The 16,541-nt window shown below is 65.1% G+C and carries 13 protein-coding genes and 1 pseudogene; 9 read left to right on the top strand and 5 right to left on the bottom strand.

What is annotated here, in order from left to right; translation table 11 throughout:
* Positions 1 to 95: 95 nt before the first annotated feature.
* Positions 96 to 1,354 (top strand): annotated as a pseudogene (locus JG743_RS02040) (LLM class flavin-dependent oxidoreductase).
* A 6-nt stretch (positions 1,355 to 1,360) separates the two neighbouring features.
* Here JG743_RS02040 and JG743_RS02035 read toward each other — a convergent pair.
* A complete protein-coding gene (locus JG743_RS02035; protein ID WP_202297701.1) occupies positions 1,361 to 2,194 on the bottom strand; it encodes a PhzF family phenazine biosynthesis protein in 834 nt (277 codons plus the stop codon).
* A 245-nt stretch (positions 2,195 to 2,439) separates the two neighbouring features.
* Here JG743_RS02035 and dps point away from each other — a divergent pair, with 245 nt between their 5' ends.
* Entirely contained in the window at positions 2,440 to 2,928 is a 489-nt protein-coding gene (dps, locus tag JG743_RS02030) for a DNA starvation/stationary phase protection protein Dps (protein WP_202297699.1), read from the top strand.
* Between the two features lie 25 nt (positions 2,929 to 2,953).
* Here the strand turns inward: dps and xdhC are convergent, their stop codons facing one another.
* From xdhC to uraH, 4 genes are all read right to left on the bottom strand, one after another.
* Positions 2,954 to 3,856, bottom strand: coding sequence for a xanthine dehydrogenase accessory protein XdhC (xdhC, locus tag JG743_RS02025; protein WP_202297697.1), 903 nt, complete (start codon positions 3,854 to 3,856; stop codon positions 2,954 to 2,956).
* 62 nt (positions 3,857 to 3,918) lie between these two features.
* Entirely contained in the window at positions 3,919 to 6,261 is a 2,343-nt protein-coding gene (gene xdhB, locus JG743_RS02020; RefSeq protein WP_202297695.1) for a xanthine dehydrogenase molybdopterin binding subunit, read from the bottom strand.
* Entirely contained in the window at positions 6,261 to 7,742 is a 1,482-nt protein-coding gene (gene xdhA, locus JG743_RS02015) for a xanthine dehydrogenase small subunit (RefSeq protein ID WP_202297693.1), read from the bottom strand. Before xdhA ends, xdhB begins: the two co-directional genes overlap by 1 nt.
* A 3-nt stretch (positions 7,743 to 7,745) precedes the next feature.
* Positions 7,746 to 8,120 (bottom strand): hydroxyisourate hydrolase, encoded by a 375-nt coding sequence (gene uraH, locus JG743_RS02010; protein WP_202297691.1) that lies wholly within the window; start codon positions 8,118 to 8,120, stop codon positions 7,746 to 7,748.
* A 189-nt stretch (positions 8,121 to 8,309) separates the two neighbouring features.
* On the opposite strand from uraH, the gene puuE reads away from it, so the two are divergent.
* From puuE to JG743_RS01975, 7 genes are all read left to right on the top strand, one after another.
* Complete coding sequence (puuE, locus tag JG743_RS02005; protein WP_202297681.1) at positions 8,310 to 9,734, top strand: allantoinase PuuE; 1,425 nt, start codon at positions 8,310 to 8,312, stop codon at positions 9,732 to 9,734.
* 74 nt (positions 9,735 to 9,808) lie between these two features.
* Complete coding sequence (locus tag JG743_RS02000) at positions 9,809 to 10,672, top strand: bifunctional allantoicase/(S)-ureidoglycine aminohydrolase (RefSeq protein ID WP_202297676.1); 864 nt, start codon at positions 9,809 to 9,811, stop codon at positions 10,670 to 10,672.
* Positions 10,669 to 11,160 (top strand): ureidoglycolate lyase, encoded by a 492-nt coding sequence (locus JG743_RS01995; protein ID WP_202297674.1) that lies wholly within the window; start codon positions 10,669 to 10,671, stop codon positions 11,158 to 11,160. The genes JG743_RS02000 and JG743_RS01995 overlap by 4 nt, the downstream gene beginning before the upstream one ends.
* A 19-nt stretch (positions 11,161 to 11,179) precedes the next feature.
* On the top strand, positions 11,180 to 11,773 hold the full coding sequence (locus tag JG743_RS01990; protein WP_202297672.1) for a nucleoside deaminase: 594 nt from the start codon (positions 11,180 to 11,182) through the stop codon (positions 11,771 to 11,773).
* 70 nt (positions 11,774 to 11,843) lie between these two features.
* Complete coding sequence (locus tag JG743_RS01985; protein ID WP_202297670.1) at positions 11,844 to 13,829, top strand: CocE/NonD family hydrolase; 1,986 nt, start codon at positions 11,844 to 11,846, stop codon at positions 13,827 to 13,829.
* A gap of 149 nt (positions 13,830 to 13,978) precedes the next feature.
* Positions 13,979 to 15,565: an ABC transporter substrate-binding protein gene (locus JG743_RS01980; protein ID WP_202297668.1), complete on the top strand. Its 1,587-nt coding sequence runs from the start codon at positions 13,979 to 13,981 to the stop codon at positions 15,563 to 15,565.
* A 16-nt stretch (positions 15,566 to 15,581) separates the two neighbouring features.
* Entirely contained in the window at positions 15,582 to 16,541 is a 960-nt protein-coding gene (locus JG743_RS01975; protein WP_202297666.1) for an ABC transporter permease, read from the top strand.

The following is a 16,541-nucleotide window of genomic DNA, read 5'->3' as shown; positions in this document are numbered from 1 at the left end:
ATCGTGTGCTGCCGGGAACGTCGCGGCCTGGCTCAATCCGCAGATGCCGGCGCGACGCTGCGCCAACGTCTCGGACTTGGCGCGGGAGGCGGACAATGAGCGCGCGCCAGATGAAGCTCGGCGCCTTCCTGTGGGCGACGGGCCATCACATCGCCGCCTGGCGCCATCCGCAGGCGCATGTCAAAGCGGGCATCGACATCGACCACTACATCCGGCTGGCGCGCACGGCCGAGGCGGCGAAGCTCGACATGATCTTCTGCGAGGATGCCGCCGGCCTGCGCGAGGCCAATGTCCAGATCGCCAGCCAGACCTCGCGCTCGATCGGCTTCGAGCCGATCAGCCTGCTCGCCGCCATCGCCGTGCAGACCGGGCGCATCGGGCTCGTCTCCACGGCATCGACCAGCTACAACGAGCCCTACGGGCTGGCCCGCACCTTCGCCTCGCTCGACCTCTTAAGCGGCGGCCGCGCCGGCTGGAACCTGGTCACTTCGGCAAGCCACATCGAGGCCGCCAATTTCGGCTCGACCGGCCTGCGCCCGCATGCCGACCGCTACGAGCGCGCGCGGGAATTCGCCCAGGTGGTCACCGGCCTCTGGCGCGGCGCCGGCAATGGCGGCCTCAACCATGACGGCCAGAGCTTTTCGGTCAAGGATGCGCTCGACCTGCCGCGCTCGCCGCAGGGCGCGCCGGTCATGGTGCAGGCGGGTGCTTCGGAGGATGGCAAGGATCTTGCCGCCAGGACCGCCGACGTCGTGTTCAGCGCCGCGCAGACCTTCGACGAGGCGAAGGCCTTCTATGACGACGTCAAACGGCGGCTTGCCGCCTATGGGCGCGAGCCGGACGACGTCAAGATCATGCCGGGCGTCGCGCCGGTCGTTGCGACGACCGAGGCGGAGGCCCGGGCAAAGCATGAGCAATTGCAGGAGCTGATCCCCGACGAGGTCGGCGTGGCGCTGCTCTCGAGTTACCTCAGCATCTCCGATCTCGGGCGCTACCCGATCGACGGGCCGCTGCCGGAACTGCCGGAGAGCGAGGGATGAAGAGCCGGCAGGCGCTGGTCGTTGAGCAGTCGCGCCGCGACGGTCTTTCCATCCGCCAGCTCGCCCGCCATTTCGCCGGCGCGCGCGGCCATTGGCGGATCGTCGGCACGGCTGCCCAGATCGCCGACGAACTGCAGGCGCGCTTCGAAGGCGGCGCGGCCGACGGCTTCAACGTCATGCCGTCCTGGTTCCCTGGCGAGCTCGACGCCTTCTGCGCCCTGGTCGTGCCGGAATTGCAGCGGCGCGGCCTGTTCCGCACCGAATACGAAGGCCGCACTTTGCGCGAGCATCTCGGCCTGAAACGGCCGGCGTGAGTTGCTTCAGCCGCCCATCATGCGCGCCGTGCCGGACACCCTGATCGAGCTGCCCTTCTGAGGCGGGATGTCGGCATGCAGCCGCGAGCGCATCCCCATATCCTCGCCCTGCACGACATCGATCGCGCCGCCATGCGGCCAGCCGAGGTCGCGCAGATAGCCGGCAAAGGCGGCGGTCGAAGCTCCGGTCGCCGGATCCTCGTAGACGCCGCCGGACGCGAACGGATTGCGCGTGTGGAAGAGGCTGGAGGTCTCCGCGTAGGCGAGCAGGATCGTCACCAGCCCTTCGCGTCGCATCAGCACCTGGCCTTGCTTCAAATCATAGGCCATCGCAGCCAGTGCCTCGCGCGACTTCAGCGCCAGCGCCAGATGGTCGGCGCCGCCATGGATCAGCGCCGGTGGAATGGCCGGATCGAGATCGTTGGTCGTGTAGCCGAACAACGCCAGCGTCTCGGCGACAAGCGCCGGCGGCGCCGGTCTGCTGTGCGTCGGCGGGGACTGCAGCGCGGCGACGATGTTGGCGCCGTCCCGAAACCCTTCGACAGTGATGCTGGCTTGATTGAGGGTGAGCGCGAAAATCCCGTCGCCGAACTGCCGCACAAGCGCCGCGCCAAGCGCGATCGTCGCATGGCCGCAGAACGGCACTTCGCTTTCCGGCGAGAAATAGCGGACGCGCCAGCCATCGCCTTCGCGGGCGGCGAAGGCGGTTTCCGAAAACCCGACCTCGGCCGCGACGCGCGGCATTTCGGCGGCGTCGGGCAAGACATCCGCAATCACCACGCCGGCTGGGTTGCCGCCGGTCTCGCCATCCGAAAACGCTGCAATTCTAACTACGTCCATGGCACTCCGCCCCGTGTCTGTCCGGCACGCAGAAACCATTTTTTGGGCGATTTGGGAAACGAACAAAGCGACGAGCAGCTGTGAGCGCTGGTCATATCCGGCAGTTGCCGCAAGCGCCCGCGGCTGCGCTCTTTCGGAACGAAACGTCCCCGGTGCCGTTTTGGCAATCGGCGGCCGCGTGAGGCCGCCCCTCTGGATCAATCCTCAGCTTTCATCAACGCGACCCACCGCGACAGGAGCCGACCATGGACGCCATCGTCACCAGGAACGACCTCAAATCCGATGCCAAGTCGGAATCGATCGACCTTCTCAACGCCCGGCTTGCCGACGCCATCGATCTGGCTCTGATCACCAAGCAGGCACACTGGAACGTCAAGGGGCCGCAATTCATCGCCATCCATGAAATGCTGGACACGTTTCGCGAGGAGATCGACGGCCATGTCGACATCATCGCCGAGCGCGCCGCGCAGCTCGGCGGCACCGCGCATGGCACGTCGCAGGAGGTGGCCAAGGCGACCAAGCTGAAGCCCTATCCGACCGACATCCACAAGACCAAGGATCATCTGGCGGCGCTGATAGACCGCTATGCCGCGGCCGCCAAGCTGACCCGCGCGGCAATCGACGAGGCAGCCGGTGCCGGCGATGCCGACACCGCCGACATCTTCACCGCCTATTCGCGTTCGCTCGACAAGCTGTTGTGGTTCCTGGAAGCGCACACGCAGGAGAACGAATAGGCAGGGACGGTGAGGCCGCCTGGAATCAGCCGGCCATCGCCTTCTCTGGCGTGCTCGAGCCGGGCGCCTCGGCGGCGTGCGACACCAGCGCCGTCATGATCTCGGCGGCGGCAAGCGCTGCAATCACCTGCGGGCGCTTGTCCTTCACTGCGTTGCCGCCGATCGGCGAGACGAGGTGGTTGAACTCCGCCTCGCTGCCATCGGCCGACTTGAGGAACCAGTTCCGGAACGTCGCCTTCTTGGTCTTCGAGCCGATCATGCCCACATAGGCGGCGTCGTTTCGCTTCAGCGCCTCGGCGACGATCAGGAAATCCAGCGCGTGGTCGTGGGTGAGGATGGCGAAGGCCGATCCAGCCGGCGCCTCGCGCACTACGGCCTCGGGCATCGGTGTCAGCCTCGTCTCGACGGTCTCCGGCATGCCTTCCAAGGCGTCTGCGCGCGTCTCGACGACGACGGCATGGATGGGCAGCAGCGCGAGCGACGCTGCCAGCGCCTGGCCGACATGGCCGCCGCCGAACAGATAAACATGCGGCAGATGCGCCTCCTCGGCTTCGGCCTTGCGAATGAGCTCTTGTTCGAGCGCTGCATGCACCGGCCTGATCAGCACCTCGACCCGTCCGCCGCAGCATTGGCCTATCTCGGGCCCGAGCGGAACGTCGAGCGTGGCGCAGACTTCGTCCACTTCGATCCGGGCTTCATTGGTGGCAGATCGCGATGGCGTCCGCCCGCCCAGCATCTGCCGCGCCTTGTCGATCGCCATATATTCGAGCTGGCCGCCGCCGATCGTGCCGAAAATCGACGAGGCCGAGACCAGCATGAAGGCGCCCCTCTCGCGCGGCGTCGAGCCCTTCGTCGCCGCGACCTCGACCAGTGCGACGCGGGCGGCTTGGCCGAGAAAGGCTTTCAGGCTTTGCACGTTCGAGTTCATCGTCTGCATTCCCGTTGCGGAAATGTAAGCCTTTTCGGGCAGATTTGCACGTTTGCCGGGGTTCACGCCCTGGCGTCACCCTTCAACCGTTCGATCGCCATGAGCACCCGCTCCGGTGTCGCCGGCGCGTCGAGGCGCGGGCAGACCTTGTGGTTCGCCACGCTCGCCACCGCGTCCGACAGCGCGTGCAACACCGACATGCCGAGCGGGAAGGGCGGCTCGCCGACCGCCTTGGAGCGGTGCACGGTCGGCTCATGCGCCTCCGGCCAGTCGGCCAGCGTGACGTTGAAGATCTTTGGCCGGTCGGAGGCGAGCGGTATCTTGTAGGTCGACGGCGCATGGGTGCGCAGCCGGCCCTTGTCGTCCCACCACAGTTCCTCGGTGGTCAGCCAGCCCATGCCCTGGATGAAACCGCCCTCGATCTGGCCGAGGTCGATGGCGCGGTTCAGCGAGCGGCCGGTCTCATGCAGTATGTCGGTGCGCTCGACCACATATTCGCCGGTCAGCGTGTCGACCGAGACCTCCGAGCAGGAGGCGCCATAGGCGAAATAGTAGAAGGGGCGGCCTTCGCCCTTGTCGCGATTCCAGTGGATCTTCGGCGTCTTGTAGAAGCCCGCCGCCGAGAGCTGGATGCGGGCCATATAGGCCTGCTTGACGAGGTCGGCGAAGGGGATCTCCTGATTGCCGATGCGCACGCGGTTGGGCAGGAACAGCACCTGGTCGCGCGGCACCTGGTATTTCTCGGCGGCGAAATTGGTCAGCCGATCCTTGATCTGGCGCGCGCCGTTCTGCGCCGCCATGCCGTTGAGGTCGGAGCCCGACGACGCCGCGGTCGCCGACGTGTTCGGCACCTTGCCGGTGGTGGTGGCGGTGATCTTCACCTGGTCGAGGTCGATCTGGAACTCCTCGGCCACCACTTGCGCGACCTTGAGGTAGAGCCCTTGCCCCATCTCGGTGCCGCCATGGTTCAGATGCACCGAGCCGTCGGTGTAGACATGCACCAGCGCGCCGGCCTGGTTGTAGTGCGTGGCGGTGAACGAGATGCCGAACTTGACTGGCGTCAGCGCCAGGCCGCGCTTGATGAAGCGGCTGTTGGCATTGAACGCCTGGATGGTGCGACGCCGCCGCGCATAGTCGGAACTCGCTTCCAGCTCGGCGACGATGCGTTGGATGATGTTGTCCTCGACCGTCTGATGGTAGGGCGTGATGTTGCGGTCCGAGGTGCCGTAGAAATTCTTCTTGCGGATCTCGAGCGGGTCCTTGCCGAGGGCAAAGGAGACCTCGTCGATGACGCGCTCGGCGCCGACCATGCCTTGCGGGCCGCCGAAGCCGCGGAAGGCGGTGTTCGACACCGTGTTGGTGTAAAGCGGCGCCGACTGCGCATGCACCGCCGGCCAGAAATAGGTGTTGTCGCAGTGGAACAGCGCACGGTCGGTCACCGGGCCTGACAGGTCCGAGGAAAAGCCGCAGCGCGCCGCGAACATGAAGTCGACGCCGAGAATGTTGCCGTCATCGTCGAAGCCGACCTCGTAATCGACGAGGAAGTCGTGGCGCTTGCCGGTGGCGGTCATGTCGTCGTCGCGGTCGGGACGGATTTTTACCGCGCGATGGTGTTTCTTCGCGGCGATTGCGGCCAAGGCGGCAAATTGGTTGCCCTGCGTCTCCTTGCCGCCGAAGCCGCCGCCCATGCGGCGAATTTCCACCGTGATGGCGTTGCTCGGCACGCCCAGCGCATGGCTCACCATATGCTGGACTTCGCTCGGATGCTGGGTCGAGGAATAGATGGTGACGTCCTCGTCCTCGCCGGGGATGGCCATGGCGATATGGCCTTCGAGGTAGAAATGCTCCTGGCCGCCGACGCGCATCTTTCCCTTGAGCCTGCGCGGCGCCGCCTTGATCGCCGCTGCCGCGTCGCCGCGCCTGAGCGTCAGCGGCGGCGTGACGAGCTTGTCTTTCCTGGGGTTGAGGTCGCCGATGTCGGTGACGAAGGGCAATTGCTTGTATTCGACCTTGGCCAGCCTGGTGGCGCGGCGCGCCTCTTCGCGCGTTTCGGCGATGACGCAGAAGATCGGCTGCCCGTAGAACTCGACTTTGCCGTCGGCCAGCACCGGCTCGTCATGGCGGCCGGTCGGCGAAATGTCGTTCTCGCCGGGCACGTCCTTCGCCGTCAGCACGTCGACGACGCCCGGCGCGGTGCGCACCGCCGAAAGGTCCATCCTGGTGATGGTGGCATGCGTTGCCGCAGACAGGCCGAGGCAGCCATGCAGCGTGCCCGCCGGCTCCGGCATGTCGTCGATATAGACCGCCGTGCCGCTGACATGCTTGTGCGCGGAATCGTGGCGCTGATCGCTGGCGACGCCGCCCTTGATCTTCTGCGCCTTCAGGTTGGGGACGTGCTTGGTCATCAGGCAGCCTCATAGCGTGAGACCTGGAACGGCGCCTTGGCGCCGGTGGTCTCGACAAAGAAGCGTAGCAGGAGGTTCTTCGCCGCCAGCGCCCGGTATTCGGCACTTGCCCGCATGTCGGTGAGCGGCGTGAAATCCCTCGCGTATTCGGCCATCGCGGCCTCAACGGTGTCCTCCGTCCACGGCTTGCCGAGCAGCGCCTTCTCGACGGCGAAAGCCCGCTTCGGCGTCGCCGCCATGCCGCCATAGGCGATACGGATGTCGGCGACGGTGCCGTCCTTGGCCAGTGCGAGGTGAAACGCGCCGAGGGCCGCGGTGATGTCCTCGTCGCGGCGCTTGGTGATCTTGTAGACGGCAAACTTCGTTGCCTTGGCCGGCACTGGCACATGCACGGCCTCGACGAATTCGCCCGGCCGCCGGTCCTGCTTGCCATAGGCGATGAAGAAGGTTTCGAGCGGGATCGAGCGCCGCTTCTTGCCCTTGCGCAGCGTCAGCCGCGCGCCGAGCGCGATCAGCGGCGGCGGCGTGTCGCCGATCGGCGAGCCGTTGGCGATGTTGCCGCCGATCGTGCCCATGTTGCGCACCTGCTCGCCGCCGATGCGGTCGAACAGCGGGCCGAGCGCCGGGATCCGCTTCGACAACATGGCGAAGGCTTCGGAGTAGGTGACGCCGGCGCCGATCGAGATCACGCCCTTGTCCTCGGATATCGCGCACAGCCCATCGAGATTGCCGATGAAGACGGCCGGCGCGATATCGCGCATATGCTTGGTCACCCAAAGGCCGACATCGGTGGAACCGGCGACCAGCGTCGCGCCCGGCTCGTTGTCGAGCACCTTGGCCAGATCGTCGGCATTGGCCGGCACGATCAGCCGTGCCTTGCCCGAGCCGATCTCGACGCGCGCGCCGTCCTTCATCGCTGCAAGCCTTGCCGTGATCGCCTTGCGCTCCGCCGCCAGCGGGTCCTTCGCCGCCTTGCCGTAGCTGGAAATGGCCCGCGCCGCGCGCATGATCGCCTCATAGCCGGTGCAGCGGCAGAGATTGCCTTGCAGCGCCTTTTCGATTGCCGCGTCCGACGGTTCGGGCGAGCGCATCCAGAGGGCGTAGAGCGACATGACGAAGCCCGGCGTGCAGAAACCGCATTGCGAGCCGTGGAAATCGACCATCGCCTGCTGCACCGGATGCAGATTTTCGCCTTCGCCGCGCAGATGCTCGACGGTGACGACATGCGTGCCATCAAGCGAGCCGAGGAAGCGGATGCAGGCGTTGACGCCTTCATAGACCAGCCTGCCGGCGGATAGCCTGCCGACGAGCACCGTGCAGGCGCCGCAGTCGCCCTCGGCGCAGCCTTCCTTGGTGCCGCGCAGCGTCCGGTTCAGCCGCAGCCAGTCGAGCAGGGTCGCATCGGGCGCAACATCGGCCAGCGCGACGTCCTCGCCATTGAGGATGAAGCGGATTTCGTTGCGGGTCTTGACCTTGGCCATGTCTCAGCTCCCCCGATAGGTCGAATAGCCATAGGGCGAGATCAGCAGCGGCACATGGTAGTGGCGCTCTTCCGCCATGCCGAAGCGGATCGGCACGATATCGAGGAAGGCCGGCTCCGGCAGGCTCGTCCCTTGCCGGCGCAGATAGTCGCCGGCGGCGAACACCAGCTCGTATTCGCCGGTGTGGAAGTCGGCGCCGGCAAGCAGCGGCGCGTCACAGCGGCCGTCATCGTTGGTGACCACCGTCTTCAGATGCGTGCGCGTCTGGCGCTCGATGTGGAAAAGCTCGATCGACAGGCCCTTGGCCGGCCTGCCGGTGGCCGTATCCAGCACATGCGTCGTCAGACGCCCGCCATCGGCTTTCGACGTTTCTGCCACTGCCGTCTCCCATTTCCAGTACGACCGATTGGCCGGTACAGTCGAACGTCACTGAATTGTGCGCCAATTAAAGGCGATGCATAAGTCCCGGTCGAGCGGAGCGCGACAAAAAGCACTTTCAAAAATTTTCGGGGGAATGCACGAGCAGTCCTTTCGATATCTTCATCTCAACAATCGGCAGGAGTGACGATGCGTTACGAACGGGACATGCGCGGTTACGGGGCCAATCCGCCGGACCCGAAATGGCCGGGCGGCGCGCATGTCGCGGTGCAGTTCGTCGTCAATTACGAGGAAGGCGGCGAGAACTGCGTGCTGCATGGCGACAAGGCCTCGGAAGCCTTCCTGTCGGAGATCGTCGGCGCCGCACCCTGGGTGGGCCAGCGCCACTGGAACATGGAATCGATCTACGAATATGGCGCGCGGGCCGGTTTCTGGCGGCTCCACCGGCTGTTCACCGAAGCTGCAGTGCCGGTGACCTGCTACGGCGTCGCCACCGCGCTGGCGCGCTCGCCGGACCAGGTGGCGGCCATGCAGGAGGCCGGCTGGGAGATCGCCTCGCACGGGCTGAAATGGATCGACTACCGCGATCATTCGCTGGAGGACGAGCGCCGCGATCTCGAGGAAGCGATCCGGCTGCACTATGAGGTGACCGGCGCGCGGCCGACCGGCTGGTACACCGGCCGCACCTCGGTCAACACGGTGCGGCTTGTCGCCGAGGAAGGCGGCTTCGACTACGTCTCCGATACCTATGACGACGAATTGCCCTACTGGTTTGACCGCGATGGCATGGAGAAGCCGCAGCTCGTCATCCCCTACACGCTCGACGTCAACGACATGCGCTTCGCGACGCCTCAGGGGTTCAATTCGGGCGACCAGTTCTTCGCCTACCTGAAGGACAGTTTCGATACGCTCTATGCCGAGGGCGAGGCCGGGCGGCCGCGCATGATGAACATCGGCCTGCATTGCCGGCTGGTCGGCCGGCCGGGCCGCGTGGCTGCGCTGAAGCGCTTCGTCGACTATGTGAAGTCGCATGACAGGGTATGGCTGGCGCGGCGCGTCGACATCGCCAGGCACTGGCAGGAGACGCACCCATACCTGGCGCCGGCGCTCAGACCTTCACGGATGGAGTTCGAGGCCTTCGTCCATGCCTTCGGCGGCGTCTTCGAGCATTCACCCTGGATCGCCGAGCGCGCCTACGAGCTGGAGCTCGGCCAGGCTCATGACAGCGCCGGCGGCCTGCACAATGCGCTCTGCCGCGTTTTCCGCGCCGCGACGGAGGCCGAGCGGCTGTCGGTGCTCAACGCCCATCCCGACCTCGCCGGCAAGCTGGCCAAGGCCAGGCGGCTGACGGCGGAATCTGCCAGGGAGCAGGCATCCGCCGGGCTCGACGCGCTGACCGACAAGGAGCGCGAGCTGTTCTCAAAGCTCAACGCCGCTTACGTCACCACCTTCGGCTTCCCCTTCATCATAGCGGTCAAGGGCAAGAGCAAGGACGAGATCCTGGCGGAGTTCGAACGGCGCATCGGCAATAGCCGCGCAACCGAATTCGAAACCGCCTGCAAACAGGTCGAGCGCATCGCGCTGCTTCGGCTGAAGGACATGCTGCCGCTTTAGATGTTTGGTTTTACGCAATTCCGGATGGAAAGCCGTTACGCACTCTTGCTGGAATTGCTCTGAGGATCAGGACTATGGACATGATCAAGACGCCCGAGCGCACCTACTACGCACCGCATGGCGGACATCCCGGCCAGAGCGAGCTCTTGACCGGCCGCGCCGTCTTCACCGAGGCCTATGCCGTCATCCCCAAGGGCGTGATGCAGGACATCGTCACCAGCGCGCTGCCGTTCTGGGACAAGACCAGGGTCTGGATCATCGCGCGGCCGCTGTCGGGCTTCGCCGAGACCTTCTCGCAATACATCGTCGAGGTTGAGCCCGGCGGCGGCAGCGACCGGCCGGAGCCGGATGCCGGCGCCGAGGGCGTGCTGTTCGTCGTCGAGGGCGAGCTCAGCGTTTCGCTTGCCGGCAAGAAGCACGTGCTTCGCCCCGGCGGCTTTGCCTTCCTGCCGCCGGCAAGCGTCTGGACGGTGCGCAACGAAAGCAATGCCGCCGTCCGCTTCCACTGGGTGCGCAAGGCCTATGAGGCGGTGGAGGGCCTCGACACGCCGCCGGCCTTCTTCGCCAACGAGCAGGACATCGCGCCGAGCCCGATGCCCGGCACGGAAGGCCGCTGGGCGACGACGCGCTTCGTCGACCCCGCCGACCTGCGTCACGACATGCATGTCACCATCGTCACCCTGGAGCCGGGCGCCGTCATCCCCTTCGCCGAGACCCACGTGATGGAACACGGGCTCTATGTGCTGGAAGGCAAGGCCGTCTACCGCCTCAACCAGGACTGGGTCGAGGTCGAGGCCGGCGACTATATGTGGCTGCGGGCCTTTTGCCCGCAGGCCTGCTATGCCGGCGGCCCCGGCAAGTTCCGCTATCTGCTCTACAAGGACGTAAACCGCCACGCCAAGCTCGGCGCCGCCGGCATCACTGGGCGCGCGCGGTGACCCGCATCGTCGCCCGGCCGCTGACGCGCGAAAACTTCGCCCCGTTCGGCGACGTCATCGATATGGGTGGCTCGAACCACTACCCGATCAACAGCGGCAGGGCCGAGCGCTACCACGACCTCGCCACCGCCGAGGCGACCGGGCCCAATGCGCGCGTGCTGATCTCCATGGTGCGCGGCACGCCCTATGAGATGCCGCTGAAGCTCACCATGGTCGAGCGCCATCCCTTCGGCAGCCAGGCCTTCATTCCGCTGTCTCCAAGGCCATTCCTGGTCGTCGTCTGCCATGACGGCAAGGACGGTCCCGGCGAGCCGCATGCCTTCATCACTGCGCCCGGCCAAGGCATCAACTACCGCCGCAATCTCTGGCACGGCGTGCTGACGCCGATCGGCGAGGAGCAGGACTTCCTGATCGTCGACCGCGGCGGCGACGGCTCCAACCTCGAAGAGTGCCATTTCTCGCACCCTTACGAGATCCACCTTCCCTGAACGCTCGAGATTGCCCGCCATGACCGACATTTCACTGATCGACCGCCTGCTTGACGTCATCGAGTACGACATCGTGCCGAAGACGGCCGAAGGCGTTGCCCACGGCAACAAGCTGTTCGGCGCCGCGATCCTCAGGAAGGACGACCGCTCGCTGGTGCTGGCCGAGACCAACAACGAGATGGAGAACCCGCTCTGGCACGGCGAAGTGCATTGCCTGAAGCGCTTCTACGAGATGCCGAAGGCCGAGCGGGTCGATACCAGCGACGCGATCTTCCTCGCCACGCACGAGCCCTGCTCGCTCTGCCTGTCGGCCATCACGTGGACCGGCTTCGACAATTTCTACTACCTCTTCAGTCATGAGGATTCGCGCGACAGCTTCGCCATTCCGCATGACCTCAAGATCCTGAAGGAGGTCTTCACCCTCGACCCCGGCGGCTACAATGCCGAGAACGCCTATTGGAAGAGCTTTTCGATCCGCAGGCTGGCGCGTGCGCTGCCGGAGGCCGAGCGGCAGCGGCTGGAAGCGCGTATCGGCAAGATCTCGGCTCGCTATGACGAACTGTCCGGCGCCTATCAGGCCAGCAAGGCCGAGAACGACATTCCACTCAATTGACGCGGATTGACCAGTCGATTTCGCCGGCTGGCTCATGACGCGGCGGGGCGGGATCCATCATGTGCCGGCCATGAAGATCGTCACCGAATTCCCCCGCAAAGTCGTCGAATTTCCAGTAATGGGGATTGTCATGCCGGACGGCTGCCGGCTGTCGGCGCGGGTGTGGATGCCGGAGGATGCCGGCGACGACCCGGTGCCGGCAATCCTCGAGCACCTGCCCTACCGCAAGCGCGACGGTACCATCTTCCGCGATCAGTTGACGCATCCCTATTTCGCCGGCCACGGCTACGCCTCGATCCGCGTCGACATGCGCGGCAACGGCGATTCCGAAGGGCTGATGGACGACGAATATTCCGAGCAGGAATTGCAGGACGCCTGCGACGTCATCGCCTGGGCGGCGGCCCAGCCCTGGTGCAACGGCAATGTCGGCATGATGGGCATTTCCTGGGGCGGGTTCAACTGCCTGCAGGTGGCGGCCAGGCAGCCGCCAGCGCTGAAGGCGGTGATCAGCCTGTGCTCGACTGTCGACCGCTATGCCGACGACATCCACTACAAGGGCGGTTGCCTGCTGATCGAGAATTTCGGCTGGGCCTCGACAATGCTGTCCTATTCGTCGCGGCCGCCGGACCCGCTCTTCGCCGGCGGCAACCGCTGGCGCGACATGTGGCTGAACAGGCTGGAGAACCAGCCGTTCCTGGCGCCGCTGTGGCTCAGCCACCAGCACCGTGATGCCTATTGGAAGCATGGCTCGATCTGCGAGGATTTTTCAGCCGTCAAGGCCGCCGTGCTGTCGATCGGCGGTTGGCACGACGGCTATCGCAACACCATCTCGCACCTCGTCACCAACATCGAGGCGCCGGTCAAGGGTATTGTTGGCCCCTGGATCCACAAGTACCCGCATTACGCGGGACCCAAGCCAGCCATCGGCTTCTTGCAAGAGGCCCTGCGCTGGTGGGACCGCTGGCTGAAGGGCACTGACACCGGCGTTGAGGCCGACCCAGATTACCGCGCTTATGTGATGGACAGCGTGCGGCCGGCACGCTGGCATCCCGAGCGGCCCGGCCGCTGGGTGGCGGAACAGGAATGGCCGTCACCGAGCATCAAGACGCAGACGATCGAGCTGATGCCGGAAGGCGGCAAGCCGGCGATCGTCGCCTCGCCGCAGAGCTGCGGCCTCGCCGGCGGCGAATATTTTCCTTTCACCTTCGGGCCGGAGCTGCCGGGCGACCAGCGCCCCGACGATGCGCTGTCGGTCTGCTTCGATCAGCCCATATTGGATGAGGCGATCGACATTCTCGGCGCGCCCGAATTGCTGGTCCGCGTCACCTCGGACCGGCCGCAGGCCAACATTGCCGTCAGGCTGTGCGACGTGCATCCCGACGGCGCCTCCGAATTGATCTCCTACGGCGTGCTCAACCTGACGCACCGCAACTCGCATGAATTCCCGGAGGCGCTGGTGCCGGGCGAAACCGTTTCTGCGCGGGTCGTGCTCGATCAATGCGCCTACCGCGTGCCGGCCGGCCATCGCCTGCGCATTGCCGTTTCGAACGCCTACTGGCCAATGATCTGGCCGTCGCCGGAGCCGGTCCGGCTGGACCTGTCGGCCGCGACGCTCATGTTGCCGCAACGCCCGGTGGCGAAAGGCGACGAAGTAACCTTCCCTTCGCCGGAGGCAGCCTCGCCCTGGGCGACGAAGATGATCCGTGCCGCCAATTCCGAGCGTTACGTCGATCGCGACGAGAAGACCGGGGTCGTCACGCTTTCAATCGTCGACGATTTTGGCGCTGTACGCGACCTTGCGCATGGTCTCGCCAATGGCAGCATCGCCCGCGAGACCTGGACGATCCATCCTGACAATCCCCTGTCAGCCTCGGGAAAAACCCACTGGACGCAGACCTTGTCGCGAAATGGATGGTCGGTGCGCACCGAAACCTTCGCTGAGATGCGCTCCGACGCGCAGAACTTCATGCTCAGCGCCAGAATCGAGGCCTATGAGGGCGAAAACCTCGTCTTCGAACGCAACTTCGAACAGACGGTTCCGCGCGCCCTCGTCTGAGGGCTGGCAGGATTGGTCCAATTGCGACGCGCCATTTACGCCACGGCATGTCGCATTCGGTCTTGCTTACAGCTTTCCGTTGCGGTCATTATCCTCACAAGAAACAAGAAACGGCCGCAAGGCCGAACCATCAGAGTGAGGAACCTGCAATGTCTAACGAATTGGACTATCTCAGCCGTCGTGTCGCCGCCGGCAAGCTCAGCCGTCGCGATTTTCTCGGCCGCGCCGCCGCGCTCGGCATCTCCGCTCCCTTCGCCAATTCGCTGCTTTCGAGCGCTGCGCGCGCCGCAGGCCCGGTCAAGGGCGGCACGCTGAAGGCCGGCCTCGTCGGTGGCGAGTCCACCAACAGTCTCGATCCGGCCCTGTTCATGACCCAGGTGCCGACGATCTTCGGCAAATGCTGGGGTGAAATGATCGTCGAGCTGTCCCCCGACGGCAAGCTCGAGAACCGCATTGCCGAGGAGATTGGCGCTTCGGATGATGCCAAGGTGTGGACGCTGAAAATCCGCGACGGCGTCGAATTCCACAACGGCAAGACCGTGACCGCCGAGGATGTGGCCGCCACGCTCGAGCGCCATTCCGACGAGAAGTCGAAATCCGGCGCGCTCGGCTACATGAAGGGCATCGAGTCCATCAAGGCCAGCGGCAAGGAAGTGGTGCTGACGCTGAAGGAGGCCAATGCCGACCTTCCTTACCTGCTCAGCGACTATCACCTTATCGTCCAGCCTAATGGCGGCAAGGACAAGGCCGATGCCGGCATCTCCGCCGGCCCCTACAAGATCACCACCAACGAGCCTGGTGTGCGCCATGGCGGCGAGCGTTTCGCCAATTACTGGCAGGGCGACAAGATGGGCCATGCCGACCAGGTCGAGATCATCGTCATCAATGATGCGACGGCGCGCACGGCGGCCCTTCAGGGCGGCCAGGTCAACATGATCAACCGCGTCGAGCCGAAGATCGTCGACCTGATCAAGCGCGTGCCGGGCGTCACCATCCGCAACCATGCTGGCCCCGGCCACTACGTGTTCATCATGCATTGCAACACGGCGCCGTTCGACAACAATGACCTGCGTATGGCGCTGAAGCTGGCGATCGACCGCGAGGAGATGCTGAACAAGGTGCTGCGCGGCTATGGCTCGCTCGGCAACGACTTCCCGATCAACGCGTCCTATCCACTGTTCACAGAGATCGAGCAGCGCAAATACGATCCCGACAAGGCCAAGTTCCACTACAAGAAGTCTGGCCATGACGGCTCGATCCTTCTGCGCACGTCGGATGTCGCCTTCCCCGGCGCCGTCGATGCCTCGCAGCTCTACCAGCAGAGCGCCGCCAAGGCCGGCATCAAGATCGAGCTCAAGCGCGAGCCCGGTGATGGCTACTGGAACGAAGTCTGGAACAAGCAGCCCTTCTGCGCCTCCTACTGGGGCGGCCGCTCGACCCAGGACCAGATGTACTCGACCGCCTACATTTCGACTGCCGACTGGAACGACACGCGTTTCAAGCGCCCCGATTTCGACAAGATGGTGCTGGCGGCGCGCGCCGAACTCGACGAGGCCAAGCGCAAGCAGATGTACCACGACATGGCGGTCATGGTGCGCGACGAGGGCGGCCTGATCCTGCCGATGTTCAACCAGTTCATCGATGCGACGGGCGCCAAGGTCGCCGGCTGGGTCGACGATCCGCATCAGGAACTGATGAACGGCTACGCCTTGGCGAAGTGCTGGCTCGAAGCCTGAGCTTGGCCTTGCGGACATGTCCTCACCCATCGTGAAACTGGTGGCCCAGCGCGTTGCGCTGGGCATCCTTCTCCTGTTGGCCGTATCGGTCCTGATCTTCGCCGGCACCCAGATCCTGCCCGGCGACGTCGCGCAAGCAATCCTCGGACAGTCGGCGACGCCGGAGTCGCTCGCCAATCTGCGCGAGCAGCTCGGCCTCAATCAGCCGGCTTACATCAGGTACTTCCACTGGCTCGGCGGTGCGCTCACCGGCGATCTCGGCACCGCGATGACGAGCGGCCAGGATATCGCAACCTCGATCAAGGGGCGGCTGTGGAACACGCTGTTCCTCGCCTTCTGGGCGGCGGTCGTAGCTGTGCCGCTGGCCATCATTCTCGGCCTGATCGCGGTGCGTTACCGCAATGGCTGGGTCGACAAGCTGATATCCGGACTGGCGCTCGCTTCGACGTCCTTCCCGGAGTTCTTCATCGGCTACGTGCTGGTCTTCTTCTTTGCCGTCAAATATCAATGGTTTCCGGCAATTTCCACGGTCTATGACGGCATGCCGTTCGGCGAGCGCATGCAGGCGATCGCCCTGCCGGCCGCCGCGCTGACGCTGGTGGTGCTGGCGCACATGATGCGCATGACCCGCGCGGCCATCCTCAACGTCATGCAGTCGGCCTATGTCGAGACGGCGGAACTGAAAGGCCTGTCGGCCTTCAACGTCATCCGCAAGCACGCTTTCCCCAATGCCATCGCGCCGATCATCAACGTGGTCATGCTCAACCTCGCCTACCTCATCGTCGGCGTCGTCGTGGTCGAGGTGATCTTCGTCTATCCGGGCATGGGGCAATATCTGGTCGATCACGTCACCAAGCGCGACGTGCCGGTGGTGCAGGCGGTCGGCCTGATCTTCGCCGCCGTCTATATCACCTTGAACATCATTGCGGACATTGGGGCGATCGTCGCCAATCCGCGTCTCAGACATCCGAAATAG

Source organism: Mesorhizobium sp. 131-2-1 (assembly GCF_016756535.1).
Lineage (GTDB): Bacteria > Pseudomonadota > Alphaproteobacteria > Rhizobiales > Rhizobiaceae > Mesorhizobium.
The sequence above is the reverse complement of the archived record's forward strand: the minus strand, read 5'-3'. Positions and strand labels throughout refer to the sequence as shown.